The organism is Pseudomonas acericola (SeqCode), from assembly GCF_053456465.1.
Genome location: NZ_JBRFJB010000004.1, coordinates 146,161 through 162,023 on the forward strand (window position 1 = coordinate 146,161; position 15,863 = coordinate 162,023).

General features: G+C 60.4%; 14 protein-coding genes. 5 read left to right on the top strand and 9 right to left on the bottom strand.

What is annotated here, in order from left to right:
- The first annotated feature begins 24 nt into the window (after positions 1–24).
- The 3 genes from zigA to ACU688_RS16950 are packed head-to-tail and all read left to right on the top strand — an operon-like array spanning position 25 to position 2,884.
- Positions 25–1,233: a zinc metallochaperone GTPase ZigA gene (gene zigA / locus ACU688_RS16940; protein ID WP_026136887.1), complete on the top strand. Its 1,209-nt coding sequence runs from the start codon at positions 25–27 to the stop codon at positions 1,231–1,233.
- Positions 1,233–1,877 carry a DUF1826 domain-containing protein gene (locus tag ACU688_RS16945; protein ID WP_448185691.1) on the top strand — a complete coding sequence of 215 codons (645 nt, stop codon included), beginning with the start codon at positions 1,233–1,235 and terminating at the stop codon, positions 1,875–1,877. The genes zigA and ACU688_RS16945 overlap by 1 nt, the downstream gene beginning before the upstream one ends.
- A gap of 44 nt (positions 1,878–1,921) precedes the next feature.
- On the top strand, positions 1,922–2,884 hold the full coding sequence (locus ACU688_RS16950) for a CobW family GTP-binding protein (protein WP_448185692.1): 963 nt from the start codon (positions 1,922–1,924) through the stop codon (positions 2,882–2,884).
- Here ACU688_RS16950 and ACU688_RS16955 read toward each other — a convergent pair.
- Positions 2,878–3,273 (bottom strand): DUF3301 domain-containing protein, encoded by a 396-nt coding sequence (locus tag ACU688_RS16955; protein ID WP_017737585.1) that lies wholly within the window; start codon positions 3,271–3,273, stop codon positions 2,878–2,880. The genes ACU688_RS16950 and ACU688_RS16955 overlap by 7 nt on opposite strands.
- A gap of 117 nt (positions 3,274–3,390) precedes the next feature.
- Between ACU688_RS16955 and pdxY the strand changes: the two genes are divergently transcribed.
- On the top strand, positions 3,391–4,263 hold the full coding sequence (pdxY, locus tag ACU688_RS16960) for a pyridoxal kinase PdxY (protein ID WP_448185693.1): 873 nt from the start codon (positions 3,391–3,393) through the stop codon (positions 4,261–4,263).
- A 125-nt stretch (positions 4,264–4,388) separates the two neighbouring features.
- Here the strand turns inward: pdxY and ACU688_RS16965 are convergent, their stop codons facing one another.
- On the bottom strand, positions 4,389–4,865 hold the full coding sequence (locus ACU688_RS16965) for an acyl-CoA thioesterase (protein ID WP_017739034.1): 477 nt from the start codon (positions 4,863–4,865) through the stop codon (positions 4,389–4,391).
- Positions 4,866–5,155: 290 nt separating this feature from the next.
- Between ACU688_RS16965 and ACU688_RS16970 the strand changes: the two genes are divergently transcribed.
- Positions 5,156–6,919: a cation:proton antiporter gene (locus ACU688_RS16970; RefSeq protein ID WP_017739033.1), complete on the top strand. Its 1,764-nt coding sequence runs from the start codon at positions 5,156–5,158 to the stop codon at positions 6,917–6,919.
- Positions 6,920–6,990: 71 nt separating this feature from the next.
- On the opposite strand, the gene ACU688_RS16975 is transcribed toward ACU688_RS16970, so the two are convergent.
- From ACU688_RS16975 to ACU688_RS17005, 7 genes are all read right to left on the bottom strand, one after another.
- Positions 6,991–7,398 (bottom strand): SMI1/KNR4 family protein, encoded by a 408-nt coding sequence (locus ACU688_RS16975; RefSeq protein WP_017739032.1) that lies wholly within the window; start codon positions 7,396–7,398, stop codon positions 6,991–6,993.
- A 119-nt stretch (positions 7,399–7,517) separates the two neighbouring features.
- Positions 7,518–8,975: a surface lipoprotein assembly modifier gene (locus tag ACU688_RS16980; protein ID WP_448185694.1), complete on the bottom strand. Its 1,458-nt coding sequence runs from the start codon at positions 8,973–8,975 to the stop codon at positions 7,518–7,520.
- A gap of 134 nt (positions 8,976–9,109) precedes the next feature.
- Positions 9,110–9,871: a Slam-dependent surface lipoprotein gene (locus ACU688_RS16985; RefSeq protein ID WP_448185695.1), complete on the bottom strand. Its 762-nt coding sequence runs from the start codon at positions 9,869–9,871 to the stop codon at positions 9,110–9,112.
- Positions 9,872–9,957: 86 nt separating this feature from the next.
- The gene (locus tag ACU688_RS16990) at positions 9,958–13,071 is read right to left on the bottom strand and encodes a TonB-dependent receptor domain-containing protein (protein WP_448185696.1); all 3,114 of its coding nucleotides are present in this window, start codon (positions 13,069–13,071) and stop codon (positions 9,958–9,960) included.
- A 144-nt stretch (positions 13,072–13,215) separates the two neighbouring features.
- Positions 13,216–14,190 (bottom strand): FecR family protein, encoded by a 975-nt coding sequence (locus tag ACU688_RS16995; protein ID WP_448185697.1) that lies wholly within the window; start codon positions 14,188–14,190, stop codon positions 13,216–13,218.
- 43 nt (positions 14,191–14,233) lie between these two features.
- Positions 14,234–14,731 (bottom strand): RNA polymerase sigma factor, encoded by a 498-nt coding sequence (locus ACU688_RS17000; RefSeq protein ID WP_124526981.1) that lies wholly within the window; start codon positions 14,729–14,731, stop codon positions 14,234–14,236.
- A 174-nt stretch (positions 14,732–14,905) separates the two neighbouring features.
- Positions 14,906–15,778 (bottom strand): Tim44 domain-containing protein, encoded by an 873-nt coding sequence (locus tag ACU688_RS17005; protein WP_124526980.1) that lies wholly within the window; start codon positions 15,776–15,778, stop codon positions 14,906–14,908.
- Positions 15,779–15,863 lie beyond the last annotated feature (85 nt).

Genomic DNA, 15,863 nt, shown 5'->3' on the forward strand with positions numbered 1-15,863 from the left:
CGGCCACCTGATGAGGAATACCTGATGCCCAATCGTCTCCCCGTTACTGTGTTGTCCGGCTTTCTCGGCGCCGGTAAAAGCACGCTGCTCAACTACGTCCTGCGCAACCGCGAAAACCTGCGGGTGGCGGTGATCGTCAACGACATGAGCGAAATCAACATCGACGGCAGCGAAGTGCAGCGCGACGTCACCCTCAACCGCGCCGAAGAAAAACTGGTGGAGATGAGCAACGGCTGCATCTGCTGCACCTTGCGTGAAGACTTGCTGCTGGAAGTGGGAAAACTCGCCAAGGAAGGTCGTTTCGATTACCTGCTGATCGAATCCACCGGCATCTCCGAACCGCTGCCCGTGGCCGAAACCTTCACCTTTCGCGATGAAAACGAGCAAAGCCTGGCCGACATCGCCCGCCTGGACACCATGGTCACCGTGGTCGATGGCATGAACTTCCTCCTCGACTACCAGGCCGCCGAAAGCCTCGCCTCGCGCGGCGAAACCCTCGGCGAAGAAGATGAGCGCTCGATTACCGACCTGCTGATCGAACAGATCGAATTTGCCGACGTGATCCTGATCAGCAAGATCGACCTGATCAGCAGCCGCGAACGCGAAGAGCTGATGGCGATCCTCGAACGCCTCAACGCCCAGGCCGAAATCATCCCGATGGTCATGGGCGAAGTGCCGCTGCATAAGATCCTCAACACCGGCCGTTTTGACTTCGAACGCGCCGCCCAGGCCCCGGGCTGGTTGCAGGAACTGCGCGGTGAACATGTGCCGGAAACCGAAGAGTACGGCATCGCGTCCACCGCTTACCGCGCGCGCCGGCCGTTCCATCCACAGCGTTTTTTCGATTTTATCGACCGCCCTTGGGTCAACGGCAAATTGCTGCGCTCCAAGGGCTTTTTCTGGCTGGCCAGCAAGCACCAGGACGCCGGCAGTTGGTCTCAGGCCGGTGGCCTGATGCGCCATGGTTTTGCCGGCCGCTGGTGGCGCTTCGTGCCCAAAAGCCAGTGGCCGCAGGACGAAGAAAACGTCGCGGCGATCATGGGCAACTGGCAACTGAGCACCGGCGACTGCCGCCAGGAACTGGTGTTTATCGGGCAGAACATCGACTTCGCCGCCATGCGCGCCGAACTGGACGCCTGCCTGCTCAACGATGAAGAAATGGCCCTGGGCGTCGAAGGTTGGCGCTTGCTGGCCGATCCTTTTGGCCCTTGGTATGAGGAGGCAGCCGCCTGATGCTCGCCCCGGTAATCCCCCTGCGTCCCGTGATTCGCCAGACCCGCGGCGAAACCCCGCTGGCCCTGTCCGATATCCTCGAAGACGGCGTGAACCTGGCGCTGTGGCAGCGCCAGTTGCCCCTGCACATCGCTGAGTTCGGCGCCTTGCTGGTATCGCTCAACGAGCCGTTGGCCGATTCCATGGTGATCGAACTCGACAGCGAAGACGCAACGCCAAACTTGCAGGATTTGGCGTCCAGCTGTCGTGATCTTGAAGGCTACGAGGGCTTTATCGCCGATGTCTCGTGGCTGGTCAGCGCATTTGCCTGCCTGCTGGGCGCCAAGCGCATTGGTGTGCGCCTGCGTTTGTTGGACAAGGCCATGTGCCCGCGTTTTCACGTCGATCACGTGCCGGTGCGGCTGATCACCACCTACGCGGGGATTGGCAGCCAGTGGTTGCGTGAAGGGGTGATGGACCGTCGCCAGCTGAGCCAGGCAGACGCCGAACCCAGCGAGCGCATCGAGCAGATCCACTGCGGCGAAGTCGCTTTGCTCAAGGGCACCAAATGGCACGGTAACGAAGGCCATGGCCTGATCCACCGTTCGCCGGCATTAAAAGCGGACGAGCGCCGCTTGATCCTGACACTGGATTGGCTCGCATAACCGCGTAGGATCAAACCCTCTACACCGCCTGAACGATGCCTTCCATGTTGCAGAACATTCCCACCCATGTGATTGCCGGCCCCCTGGGCGCCGGCAAGACCAGCCTGATCAAGCACCTGCTCGCCCAACGCCCGGCCAACGAACGTTGGGCCGTGTTGATCAACGAGTTTGGGCAGATTGGCCTGGACGCAGCGCTGCTGACCCTGGATGACGACGGCATTGCCCTCGGCGAAGTAGCCGGCGGCTGTTTGTGCTGTGTGAATGGTGCCCCGTTCCAGGTCGGCCTGGGCCGTTTGCTGCGTAAGGCCAAGCCGGATCGGCTGTTTATCGAGCCGTCGGGGCTGGGCCATCCCGCGCAGTTGCTCAAGCAGCTCAAGGCGGCGCCGTGGCAGGACGTGCTGGCGGTTCAGCCGTGCGTACTCGTATTGGATGCTCAGGCCCTGGCGGTAGGTAAACCCTTGGCACAGGCGCAACAAGAAGCGTTGGCCAGTGCCGGGCTGTTGGTGTTGAACAAGGATGAATTGCTGGACGCCGCGCAGCGCCAGGCCGTCGAACGGCAATTGCCTGATTGCCCGCATTACTGGACGCGTCAGGCGCAGTTGCCTCTGGCGCAGTTGCCAGGACTGAATGCGAAAGCGGGCAACGCTGTGGATAACTTCGCAGTACCCAAAGACCTCGCGCCAATGCCGGCGATCTGGAGCGACCCCGCGCTGCCAATCTGCCTGAGCCAGGCCCAGGAGGGCGGCTGGAGCATCGGTTGGCGCTGGCACCCGAGCCAGGTGTTCAATGCCGAGCGCTTGCATCAGTGGCTTGCGGGCCTTGAGTGGCGTCGCGCCAAACTGGTTATCCACAGCGGCGAAGGCTGGATCAGCGCCAACGCGGTGGACAACAGCCCGCTCACATGGCAACCCAGCGAATGGCGTCGCGATTCGCGTATCGAATTGATCTTCAGCGCGCCACAGGACGTGGCGGCGCTACAGGCCGCGCTGGCAGCCTGTCGTCAGTGACGGTTCTTGCTGGCGTGGTCCTGGCGCCATTGGCTTAGCTCGATCACGTCGGCGCTGGGCAGCGGCGTCTTGATCTCGAAAGGGTAGGGCGCCAGTTCGATCTGCGCGCTGTGGGCGCCGAATTGGGTGATGGTCCCCGGATGACGGCTTTCGCCGGTCACGGTGAATTCGAAATTGTAGATGCGTGCCAGGCGCCGGCGGCCCTTGGCATCCTTTACAAACCCGATGCGCTTGAGCGCCACGGCGCCGTCGAGCAGTTCGATGTCGAGCTTGGCGCAATGCTGCTTGACCCGCTCCAGCGCACGTTCGCGCAGGCCGTGGTTGTGCCACACCCAAGCGGCGCCGGTCGCCAGCAGCATCAACACGAAGATATTTCCCAGGGTCAGCATGCGAAAAACTCCAACAAAGTGAGAGCAGCTTAACTGTGTCGCCGGTCTGTCGTACAGGCTGCGTTTAGTCGCATACTGCGCGGCCAGAATTTCAACGGCTTTACGGAAATCCCCTGCATGAAACGCACACCTCATCTGCTTGCGATCCAGTCTCATGTGGTCTTTGGCCACGCCGGAAACAGCGCCGCCGTGTTCCCCATGCAGCGCGTCGGGGTGAATGTCTGGCCGCTGAACACGGTGCAGTTCTCCAACCACACGCAGTATGGTCAATGGGCCGGCGAAGTGTTGGCGCCGCAGCAAATTCCGGCGCTGGTGGAAGGCATTGCGGCGATTGGCGAGTTGGGCAACTGCGATGCGGTGCTGTCCGGCTACCTGGGCAGCGCCGACCAGGGCCGCGCGATTCTGACCGGTGTGGCGCGCATCAAGGCGATCAACCCCAAGGCCCTGTACCTGTGCGACCCGGTGATGGGCCACCCGGAAAAGGGTTGCATCGTGCCGCAGGAGGTCAGTGATTTCCTGCTGGATGAAGCCGTGGCCATGGCTGACTTCCTGTGCCCCAACCAGCTGGAACTGGACAGCTTTGCCGGGCGCAAGCCGCAGTCGCTGTTCGATTGCCTGGCCATGGCCAAGGCCTTGTTGGCGCGCGGGCCGAAGGCGGTATTGGTTAAACACTTGGATTATCCGGGCAAGTTGCCGGAAGGTTTCGAGATGCTGCTGGTGACGAACGACGGCAGCTGGCACCTGCGCCGGCCGTTGCTGGCGTTTCCGCGTCAGCCGGTGGGCGTGGGCGACCTGACGTCGGGGTTGTTCCTGGCGCGGGTGTTGCTGGGCGACAGCCTGGTGGCGGCCTTCGAGTTCACCGCAGCGGCGGTGCATGAAGTGCTGCTGGAAACCCAGGCGTGTGCGAGTTATGAGCTGGAGTTGGTGCGGGCTCAGGACCGTATTGCCCATCCGCGGGTGCGCTTTGAAGCCACGCCGATCGGCTTGTAATCACACAAAACCCAATGTGGGAGCTGGCTTGCCTGCGATAGCGGTGTGTCAGCTTGCACATTTGGTACTGACACACCGCTATCGCGGGCAAGCCCGCTCCCACATTTGGATAGAGTTGGCTGTCGTCAGCCCTTGATTTCCTGATACCGCTTTTCCAGCTCCTGGCGAATCTGCCGGCGCTGTTGCGCCTGCACGAAGCGGCGTTTGTCTTCGCTGTTGTGCGGCTGCAACGGCGGCACGGCGGCCGGTTTACGCTGGTCGTCCACGGCGACCATGGTGAAGAAGCAGCTGTTGGTGTGACGCACCGAGCGCTCGCGGATGTTTTCGGTGACCACCTTGATCCCCACCTCCATCGAGGTGTTGCCGGTGTAGTTGACCGATGCGAGGAAGGTCACCAGTTCACCGACATGGATCGGCTCGCGAAAAATCACTTGGTCTACGGACAATGTCACTACGTAACGGCCGGCATAACGGCTCGCACAGGCGTAGGCCACTTCGTCGAGGTACTTGAGCAGGGTGCCGCCGTGGACATTGCCAGAGAAGTTGGCCATATCAGGGGTCATCAGCACCGTCATCGACAGTTGGGCGTTTCCGGGTTCCATAGCACACTCACGGTTGTAGGCATTGGTTGGGGGGCACCTCTGCGGGTGCTGGAATCTTTGTAGCGCCATCCATAACGGGACGCAGGTGGGCGGCTTGCCGTCACGCCTGGGCCGATCTGTTTCCATATATTGCACCGGCTTTCTGCCGGAAGTCGCGGTGTTAACCTGCAAAAGCCCGTCTCAGGGCATTTCTTACGATTTAGGCAGACTTTTCCTTCCGCACTTTGCGACTTTCCAAAGGCGCGCACGGAAGTGGGAAAAGCGCCGGTACCTTCAAGGAGCCCCTCGCCATGCACGCCATCAGCTTTATCCAGGACCTGGCCGTGATCATGCTTGTCGCAGGGGTGGTCACCATCCTGTTTCACCGCCTCAAGCAGCCGGTGGTGCTGGGCTATATCGTCGCCGGCTTTATCATCGGCCCGCACACCCCGCCATTCGGCCTGATCCACGACGAAGACACCATCAAGACCCTCGCCGAGCTGGGGGTGATCTTCCTGATGTTCTGCCTGGGCCTGGAGTTCAGCCTGCGCAAGCTGTTCAAGGTCGGCGCCACGGCGTTTATCGCGGCGTTCCTGGAGATCATCCTGATGATCTGGATCGGCTACGAGATCGGCCAGTGGTTCGACTGGAACACCATGGACTCGCTGTTCCTCGGCGCGATCCTGGCGATCTCCTCCACCACCATCATCGTCAAGGCGCTCAACGACCTGAAGATGAAAAACCAGCGCTTCGCCCAATTGATTTTCGGCGTGCTGATCGTCGAAGACATCCTTGGCATCGGCATCATCGCCTTGCTGTCGAGCATCGCCGTCAGTGGCACGGTCAGCTCCGGCGAGGTGTTTTCCACGGTCGGCAAGCTCTCGCTGTTCATGATCGTCGCGCTGGTCATCGGCATCTTGCTGGTCCCGCGTTTGCTGGCCTACGTGGCCAAGTTCGAAAGCAACGAGATGCTGCTGATCACCGTGCTGGGCCTGTGTTTCGGCTTCTGCCTGCTGGTGGTCAAGCTGGAATACAGCATGGTGCTGGGCGCGTTTCTGATTGGCGCGATCATGGCCGAATCCAAGCAGTTGATTAAGATCGAGCGCTTGATCGAGCCGGTTCGCGACATGTTCAGTGCGATCTTTTTCGTGGCGATTGGCTTGATGATCGACCCGCAGATCCTGCTGCAATACGCCTGGCCGATTGCGGTGATCACCGTGGCGGTGGTGTTGGGCAAGATGTTGTCGTGCGGCCTGGGCGCATTTATCGCCGGCAATGACGGCCGCACCTCGCTGCGGGTTGGCATGGGGCTGTCACAGATTGGTGAGTTTTCCTTCATCATCGCGGCGCTGGGGATGACGCTGCAGGTGACCAGCGACTTCCTGTACCCGGTGGCGGTGGCCGTTTCGGCGATTACCACGCTGCTCACGCCCTACCTGATTCGCGGCGCTGACCCACTGTCGCTGAAGATCGCGGCGGTGATGCCCAAGCGCATGAGTCGGGTGTTTGGCATGTACGGCGAATGGTTGCGCAGCATTCAGCCCCAGGGCGAGGGCGCGATGCTGGCGTCGATGATCCGCAAGATCATCCTGCAAGTGGGGGTGAATCTGGCGCTGGTGGTGGCGATCTTCTTTACCGGCAGCTTTTTTGCAAAGCGCATCGGCGGCTACCTGGAAGGTTGGATCAGCGATCCAAGCTGGCAGAAGGCATTGATCTGGGGCGGGGCGTTGCTGTTGTCGCTGCCGTTCCTGATTGCGGCGTATCGCAAGCTCAAGGCACTGTCGATGTTGCTGGCGGAGATGAGCGTGAAACCGGAAATGGCCGGGCGCCATACCCAGCGCGTGCGACGGGTGATCGCGGAGCTGATCCCGATCCTGTCGCTGCTGGTGATCTTCCTGCTATTGGCAGCCTTGTCGGCCAGTATTCTGCCGACCAACAAGTTGCTGGTGCTGATCGCCGTGGTCACGGCGGCGGTGGCGGCCGTGCTCTGGCGCTGGTTCATCCGCGTGCATACGCGGATGCAGGTCGCCTTGTTGGAGACGCTGGATAACCATAAGGATACGGCAGAGCACTAGTGGCTAATGTGTTGGGGGCTGCTGCGCAGCCCAGCGGGAGCAAGCTCCCTCGCCACAAGAGCACACAGTGCTCAGCTTTCCAGCCAGACGTCCCGCGCCCAGTGCCACACCGATTCCCAGGTTTCTTCGGTGACCAGCTCTTCTTCGCCGGACCACAGCACCACGGTGCCGTCTTCTTCGACGCAGTAGTAGTCGTCGCCGTCCTGGCAGATCGGGATCATGCTGCGATCAACGCCGGCATCCCAGGCGTTGGCGGCCACGTCCGGCAGGTAGGTGTGGGACTGCGGGTCGGTGACGGTCACTGGCTCCAGGCTGCCGTAGACCACGTCGCTGACGGTCAGCAGGAACTCACGGAAGACAAACGGGATGTCGATGAACAGCTGTTCTTCGATTTCCACCAGTTGGTCTTCGTCAGGCAATTCCAGGGGAACCGGGACCGGTTCGTTGGCTTCACGCAATTGTTCGATGATTTCTTCCACGGCCGGGATCCTCTTGCTGATGGCGCGGTTTATAGGGGCGTTTTATACAGTAGCTCGCTATAAGTGCAACCGTGAAATAGATATCTCAGCGCAAGCACAATCCCTGTGACAGCGGCGGACTAGAACTGTTTCTCCAGTTTTAGGCTGATGCTGTTTTTGTCGTAGGAATAAATCCAGTCGATATTGCTCTGCACCTTGTTGTATTTGACGGTGAGGCTGGGCACCACGTCGTACACCGCCAACCGTGGGGCACGCAGGATGAAGGTGTAGCCTTGCTCATCCTCATTGCGTCGGCCATCGACGATTGCGCTGTAGGCATCGTATTGGCGCTTGCGGTACGAGGCGAACAGCACGGCGCTCACGCCGATGTCGAAGTCCTTGGCGACGCCTAGACGCACCCCTTTTTGCAGGTATGCCGCGACGCGGTCCCGGGCGTTGCGTTCGGTGATGTCGACGCCGCCGAACAGCGTCCACTGCCGGGGCAAGACTTGCCACAGGGTGGCGTAGACCGAGCTGATACCACCGTCGAGGTTGCTATTGATCTGGTGTTTGTACGTCATGTCCTTGTACTCGCCTTCGAGCTTGAACATGCGTGTGGCCGACAGTGTGTGAATCCACTCGCCGCGCAGGCCCCAGGCGCTGTACATGGCGTTGTCGCCTATGGTGTTGAACTCGTACGACGGCCCGAAAGCGTACTGGTTGCGCGCATCGTGGTAGCTGTAGCCGGCGTTGTTGATCACCGTGGCTTCGTTGTACTTGCTCTCTTTTTCGTACGCTTGGCCGTACAAAAGCGAGCGCACGAACAGCCCGTGATGGCCGCTGATGGCGATGCGTTTGTTGAGCGTGGCCTCGTAATCCTGGCCGTGGGCCGACACGGCCTTAGGCAGGGATTGCTTGACCACGTAGGTTTCTTCAGCGGTCTGGTAGCGGTAAGTCACGCTGCCTTCAGACGACTGGTTGAGGTTGTCGCTCCAGGTCGGGCCGATGGCGAACGAGCCTTGCCAGTCTTCGCGATGGTCGAGGGCCTGGATAAAACTGTCGACGGTCTTGCCCAGACCCATCGCCTGGGCGTCCGACGGGCTGAGGCTGCTGCTGATTTTTTCGAACACAGCCTTGGAGTCGCGGTCCTTGCGGTTCTCGAACTGCACCCGCGCCAGTTCCAGGCGCCCGGGCAGGAAGTCGGGCTGGATGGCCAGCAGGTCCTGGTAATACCGTTCGGCGCTGTCCAGGTCGCCATCGGCGCGGGCCAGGCCGCCGTTGGCGTAGGCGGTGAGCATCGGGTCGTGACCGGGCAGGGCGGTGTAGCGCTTGAGGTAGTCGCGGGCGTTCGGCCATTGCTGGCGTTCGACACTCAGGTAGACCGCGCGGCCCAACTCGTCGAGGTTGTTGCCGACGGTGTAGGTCTGGCCGTCGATGGTCAGCGACGGCGCGGCACCGTCACTGGGCAGTTCATCCTTGAGCAACTCGCGCTCTTGCTTGTTGGCGCGGTACTCGATGCTCTGGTTGAGGCGCAGGCTGGTGTCCTGGTCGGCGGCGAATACCGCCGGGGCCGTGAACAGCAGCAGGGAAAAGGGCAAAACATGCAACGTGAGGGATCGCTTGCAGTAGGGCTGGGGCATTACCGGGCTCTCGGGATCGCTTCAAAACGCCAAAAGCAAGTGCCTGGAGGCCAGGCACTTGCTTGGTGGTGCTACGTCAGTTCAAGCCGCTGTTACTTGGCTACGCCACCGAAAGCGGTGTCGTAGCTGCGGTCGGCGAACTTGGCGATACCGGCCAGCGACGCGGTGGAGCCTGCGCCGAAGAAGCTGCCTTGGGTGGTGCCGGTGGACAACAGTGCGTTGTTGGTTGGGTTTACAGCGGCAGCGGTGCCACTGAAGGCAGCGGTAGCAGTATTGATGTTGGCCGAGATCCCGACGCGCAGGGCGCTGTTGCTCAGGGAGCCGGTCAAGGTTGGCGAGGCGTTGCCAAACGATGCGGTCAGGTCACCGGACAACACGTTAGCCCCGGAGTAGTTGTTGATGCCCTGTACCGCGTAGGTCACGCTGGTAGTTGGCAGCACGCGGCCGGTGGTGTCGCCCGAGTAGTACACGACGCGGGTTGGGTCGTTGTTGGTGCCGTTCTGCGACCACTCGCCGTAGTACACCTGCTGGCTGGCGACTTGTTTGAAGTCGAAGTTGCCCAGCGCGGAGTGGGACGGCGGCATCATGGCCGGGGTAATGGTGGTGACGCCGTTGGCGTCGGTGGCGACCATGCCTTTGAGGCCGGCGAAGGTCACTTTTGCACCGTTGTAAAACGCCTTCACACCCACGGCAGGTTGACCCGCCGAGCCAGGGTGGTTGGTGCTGCCGGTACCGCTCGCGCCTTCTACGATGATGGTGCCGTCATAGCTTTGGCCTGAAGAAGAATCTGCTTGAGCAACGCCAGCCAAACCAAGAAGAGCCACTGCCAGTACTGTGTAGTTGAAAGTTTTCATTTCATCATCCATTGAGTGATTTTAATTAAGTCAACACGTCAAGCGTCTGCCAAGTTCTCTTAGCCTCCCATGGTGCACCTCATAAGTTAGAACGTAGTGGTAAAGCCGATTTTTAATGTACGGCCCGGTGCCGGTACGGCCGAGCGAGTCAATGGGTCGATGTAGTAAAGGTTGCTCAAGTTGGTGCCGGTCAATTCAATAGAAGCATCGTCGGTTAACTTGTAATTGACGTAGGCGTCATAAGTGATGATCTTGTCCCACGACATGGGCGTGTTGATGTAATAACTGACCATGGCACTGTCGGGGTAGTTGCTATAAAACTTGCTGTCGTGTTGGCGGTAATAAATCGCCCGCCCGCCGACTTCCAACTTGCGGTTGAAGAATCGTGCGCCGGCGCCGAGGTTGGCCGACCACTCAGGTTGGGACATGCTCACCAAGTAGCCACCGACGAAACCGTCGTCCACGCAATTGGGCGTACTGCCATTGGTGCTGACCGACATCGCGGAGTCTTCGTCGCAGACCTTGTTTTTCAGGACGTGGGCGATGCTCAGGTCAGTAAATACGCGACCATTGTCGTAGCGCGTCTGGAGCTCCACGCCGGAAGTCGTCTGTTTTTCCAGGTTGCTGAAGCGTAACTGTGGGCTTCGCTCAATCACGTTTTTGATGGTGTTGTGGTAATACGTCAGCTTTACATCGGCGCGCTCGCTGCCACCCCAGCCGGCCAGGTTATGGATGTAGGCGGCTTCATAGTTGTAGGCATGCTCTGGCTCCAGTCCCCAAGGATTGACCGCCGAGGAAAACCCCAGTGTGCTTTCAAACATGCTCGGGTAGCGGATCGCTTCGCTGTAGCGCAGATACACGCGGCCATTTTCCGAGGTATAGAACGTGGCCGATAAACTGGGCGCCCACGCACTGTCTTTCTGATGTTTGGCACTGATATCTTTTTGCGAACCCGTGTTATTGCCAAACGCGCTGCACGCAATGATGTTTTCGCCCGCATTCAAACCGTTAATACACGGGTTGTTATCACGCGAATAACGACCCTTGCCGTCATTGGCCCAATTTGCCTTGTACTGGGTATCTTGGACACGGGGTGTTTGTTCTTTGATCAGCGCTATTTCTTCCTGGCGCTGTGCTTCTGGCGTGCCAAACATGTCCCAGAACACTTGATTGCCGGCAATTTTTTGATCGACATTGGCATTCCATTCGGCGTCGCTCAATGTTTTACGCACCGTGTAACTGACCGTCCTGCCGGATTCTTCAAACTGCGTCGTCACCCCCGTCTTGTCCTGTGTCTCCTTCAAATAATCATCAAACGACCAATAAGACGAATACCGAGCACCCGCCGTGAATTTGGCAAAACTGACCGGCCGCCAATCGAAGTTGAAGTTGTACTCCCGCTCGTCCCTGCGCCCCGCGCGCGGGTTCATGCGCAAGGTGTCGAAGATGGCAGCGTCGTAATAGTTGTCTTTGGAGCTCAACTTCTCATGTTGGTAACTGGCGCCCAAGGTCAGGTCCAGGCTGTCGACCAATTTGAGTTTGTTGCTGACCGTTACACCCGCGCGGTCGTGCTGGGCATTCGCCACGGCGGTGTTGCGGAATACTGGGTCGGCGATGCTGGTGGCATTCGGCACGCCGCCGCTGGTGTAAGTGTCGCTTTGGGTATTGGTTGCCCACAGATTGGAATAGAAATCCACCCACGGGTTGCCCTCGGGTTTGAGGTTGTATTCCAGGTTGTAGGCTTTGCTCTGCACGTGGCTCAGGGGCCACTGCGGTACGCCGCTGGATTCGGCATCAAACTGGTCGCCGGGGCGGAAGAACGAGATGCGCGACGGCATGATTTCGCCATACAGCGAGTCGGTGTCGCGGTAGCCGAACTCCAGGGATTGGTCGTCGTCGATCTTCAGCTTGGCCTTGGCCAGCCACGACTCCATCTTGCTGGAGGTGTTGGGCACTTCATCTCCCGGCTTATAGATGTTGGCCAGATTGGGGATGTAGTCGAACTGGCCATTGATCTGTTTGCCGGTGGCGTAGAAGCCGGACTTGTTCTTGCCTGCGTAGTGGTTGCCCTTTTCGCGGTAGGCGTAGGCGGCGAGCAGTTCGAATTTTTCCTGGCGGGTGCCGAGGGCCAGGCGATAGGCCGAGTCGCCCCCGGTGATCAGGTTGTTGTCGCGGCTGGTGCGCGGGTGTTTGTACAGCGACGGGTCGTAGTAGGAATACACCGGGATGTACTGGTAGTCGGCGGGCGGGCTTTGGCCGGTCATCAAGTGCGGCAACTTGGGCGACACCGAGTTGTTGCTGCCTTCCATCTTCAGTTCGCCGCCGAATTCCTGGCCTTCCTTGAGGATGTCATCCACGTTCAAGGTGTTGGCGACCACCGCGCCACCCACGCCGCTGTAGACGTTGCGCTCCAGGTTCGGGCCTTTGAGCACCTTGATGCTGCCGATCAGGTTGGGGTCGATGTAGTTGCGGTTGTTGGCGCCCATGTAGCCGCGATACACCGTCAGTGCCTGCTCGGTGCCGTCGATGGTCAGCGGCACGCGGCCGGGGCCCTGGATGCCGCGAACGTTGGGGTCGAGCGCACCGCTGTTGCGGCCGTCACCGCTGTAGACGTTGAGCATGCCCTTGAACATGTCGGCGGGGGCGGCGCCTTTGTAGCGTTCGATCTGTTCCTTGCCGGAATACACCGAGGACACGTCCTGATCGTAGATGTCGTTGTAGCCCTTTTCGTCGCGGGACTCTTTGCCGTCCAGGCCATGCACGTAGATCGGGTGCAGGTCGCCTTGCTGGATGCCGCTCATGCCCGGCGCGGGTTGCACCTGGATGATCGGCCGCTCGGGCTGGTTGCCCAGGCTGTAGGTCAGCGCCTGGTTGGCGAGCAGTTGTTGCAGCGCGGCTTCCAGGGACAGCCGGCCCTTGACCGGGTTGCCGTAGGTGCCGGTGAGGTCATTGCTGCCCAGGTACACCTCGACACCCGCCTGGCGCGCCAGCAGCACCAGGCCTTCGTCCAGCGACAGGGCGGGTACGTCGAAGTCGTGGTAACCACCTTGGGGTTGCACCTGTGCAGCGTTGCTGACCGGGCGAGTTTGCACCGGGTTGATGGCGGCGGCGTCGGCGGCCAGCGCGAACACGGCGAGCTGGATGCCCAGGCTCAGTCGCGTGCGATTTGCTGCCTTGCGCTTCTTGTTGTTCTGTTGCATCTGCAAAACCGGCCTCACTAAAGCAAATAAGAGTTATTCACATGTAGTAGAAACGCAGCAGCAGCGAAAACGCGATAGATCGTTATGATCTATGTATCTGGTTTTATATATTCATGATGTCAAAGGGCCCGCAGGCGGGGCCTTTCAGTAGATCAGCGTGAGTCCAGGCAGGTCGAGAATGCGCCCGTGGGCTTGCTGTGCGAGGTGTTTGAGGGCGTCGTCGAGATTGTCCAGGCGCATCACCGCGCTGATGCGCATGGCGCGCAATGTATCGCCCTTGACCACGACCAGCCCCGGTCGATAGCGATTGATGCGCGCCACCGCGTCGCCCAGGGGTTCGCGTTGGAACACCAGGCGACCTTCCTGCCAACTGGCCAGTTCATCCGGGCGCGTGGTGAGCGGCACCAAGCCGGCCTTGGGGCTGAAGCGCAGGCTGTTGCCTTGCTCCAGCAGGGCGGAGCCGGCGGCATCATCGCGCTGTGCGGGCGTCAGATTGACCTCGACCTTGTGCTGCAACACCCCGACCCAGCCTTCGCGATCCTGGCCGACACCGACCAGATAGCGCGTGCCGCGTGCAGTGATATCGGCGCCGGGCGCGCGCACGGTAAAGGGGCGGCGCTCCTGGTCATTGATCGGCGATGGGGTGAATACTGCTTCGCCCTGGCTCAGGCTGACCAGGCGGGTTTGTTCGTCATAGCTGACGTTGAGGATGCTGTGGCTGCCCAGCTCAATCTGGCTGCCATCCGCCAGGTTGATGTGGCGAACCTCGCCGAAACCGGTGTGATAGTCACTGTTCAGTGCTTGCAGCCAGAAGGGCGGCGCGAGCAACATCCAGCAACCCAGTGCGGCGGCACCGATGGCGCTGGCGCAGGTGTTGCGGGTCCATAGGGTGCGCGGCGGGCGTTGCGGTTTTACATAGCCGGGGTGGCGTTTGAGCGAGGCGGTGGCGCGCCAGGCACGGTCAGCCCGGCCGGCAGCGGCGGCATGTCTGGGGTCGGCTTCCTGCCAACGCTGAAAAGCTTCTAGCTCACGCGCCGACAGCTGGCCTTGTCGATGACGCATCACCCAATCGGCAGCTTTGCGCTCCAACGGGTCGGTCGTTTGTGGGGGAGCATTCACGGTTCTGACTGTTTACCTTCTTGCTTTTCAAGATACCCAAGGCTTAGCCCTCTTGGTCTGGATCAAGCGCCTTGCCAATCTTGGCCAGCGCCATCGCCATGTGTTTTTGTACAGAGCTTGTGGATATCCGTAAATAGCGGGCGGTCTCTTTGTGCGTCATGCCTTCCACCCGGCACAGCATGAAAATGTCACGGGTGCGCTCTGGCATGCGTTCCAGCAGGCTTTCCAATTGCTCCAGGGCCAATGCGTCGAGCGCTTGCTCTTCCGGGCCGCTGGCTTCGTCCACCAGGGTGTCGAAATAGGCGGCGGCGTCGCTGTCGAAGCGCTTTTCACCGTAGCGTCGATGGTGGTCGATCATGAGGTTGTGCGCGACGCGAAACAGGTACGACGGCGCGCACAGGATGCGTTCCATGTTCTCCAGCTGGGCGATTCGCAGGAACGTGTCCTGCACCAGATCCGAGGCCAGGCTGGGGGTGCATTTCTTCCGCAACAGGTAACGATGCAGGGCGGATGCATGTTGATTGAATAGTTTTTCCAGCACGGCGGCACGTTCCTATGCTCGGGCAGAACCGGGAGAGGGCACGAGTATAGTGAGAATGTTTCTCATTAATCCAGTAAAAACAACAAAGCATTTATGACAGGCAAAAAAAGACCCCGGCGGTGTATTTCACTACACCGCCGGGGTCGTTTACTGCGCGCTCAAGGCGCCAGGTGATCAGCCGTTCTGGCGGATACCGGCAACCAGCCAAGGCTGGTTTTCGCCTTGTGGGCGTTCCATGTTCCAGCTTTCGCTGAACACTTCGCCCTGGTCAAAGCGCGAGTTTTTCGACACGCCGCTGAAGGTCAGGGTGGCGATGGTCTTGTCGGCGCGATCATCCACACCTTCCAGTTGTACGCGCAGGTCGTCGATGTAGGTCGACTGGAACGCGTCGCCCAGCTCAGCGCGCTCGCGCTTGAGGAACTCCAGCAGTTGCGGGGTCACGAACTCGGCGATCTTGTCCATTTCGTTGGCGTCCCAGTGCTGTTGCAGGGACTGGAAGTGGCTGCGGGCCGCTTCGACGAAACGCTCTTCGTTGAACCACGCCGGTGCGTTGATCACCGGGCGGGCCGCAGCAGGGGCTGCGGAACCACCGAAGATCGAGCCCATGGCAGGCTTTTGCTCGAACACTTCACGCTGCATCGGCGCGCCGGCTGGAGCCATGTGCTCTTGCTGCTTGCGGCGACGGGCGGCGATAAAGCGGAAGATCACAAAGGCGATGACCGCCATGATCAGGATGTCGAAGATCTGCATGCCCTGGAAGCCGCCGCCCATGAACATGGAAGCGAGCAGGCCACCGGCGGCGATGCCGGCCAGAGGGCCCAACCAGCGCGAAGCACCGCCGGCCTTGGCAGCAGCGCCAGCAGCACCGGCCGCGCCTGCGGTAGCGGCTGCACCGCCCATGCCGCCAGCGGATGGAGCCATCTGGCTGGTTTGGTGAGTCGGTGCTGCGCCCGAACTTTTGCCGCCACCGAAGCGCTTGGCGTTGGCGTCGAGGCTCATCGTCAGGCCGATGCACAACGCCATGGCGATGCTAAGAAAACGTTTCATAAAGGGAATTCCCATTTGTGGATTGCACGCGCGCCATGTTGCACAGGTGTCGTGACAGTGGCTAGCGACATAATGTTTCGGGCTT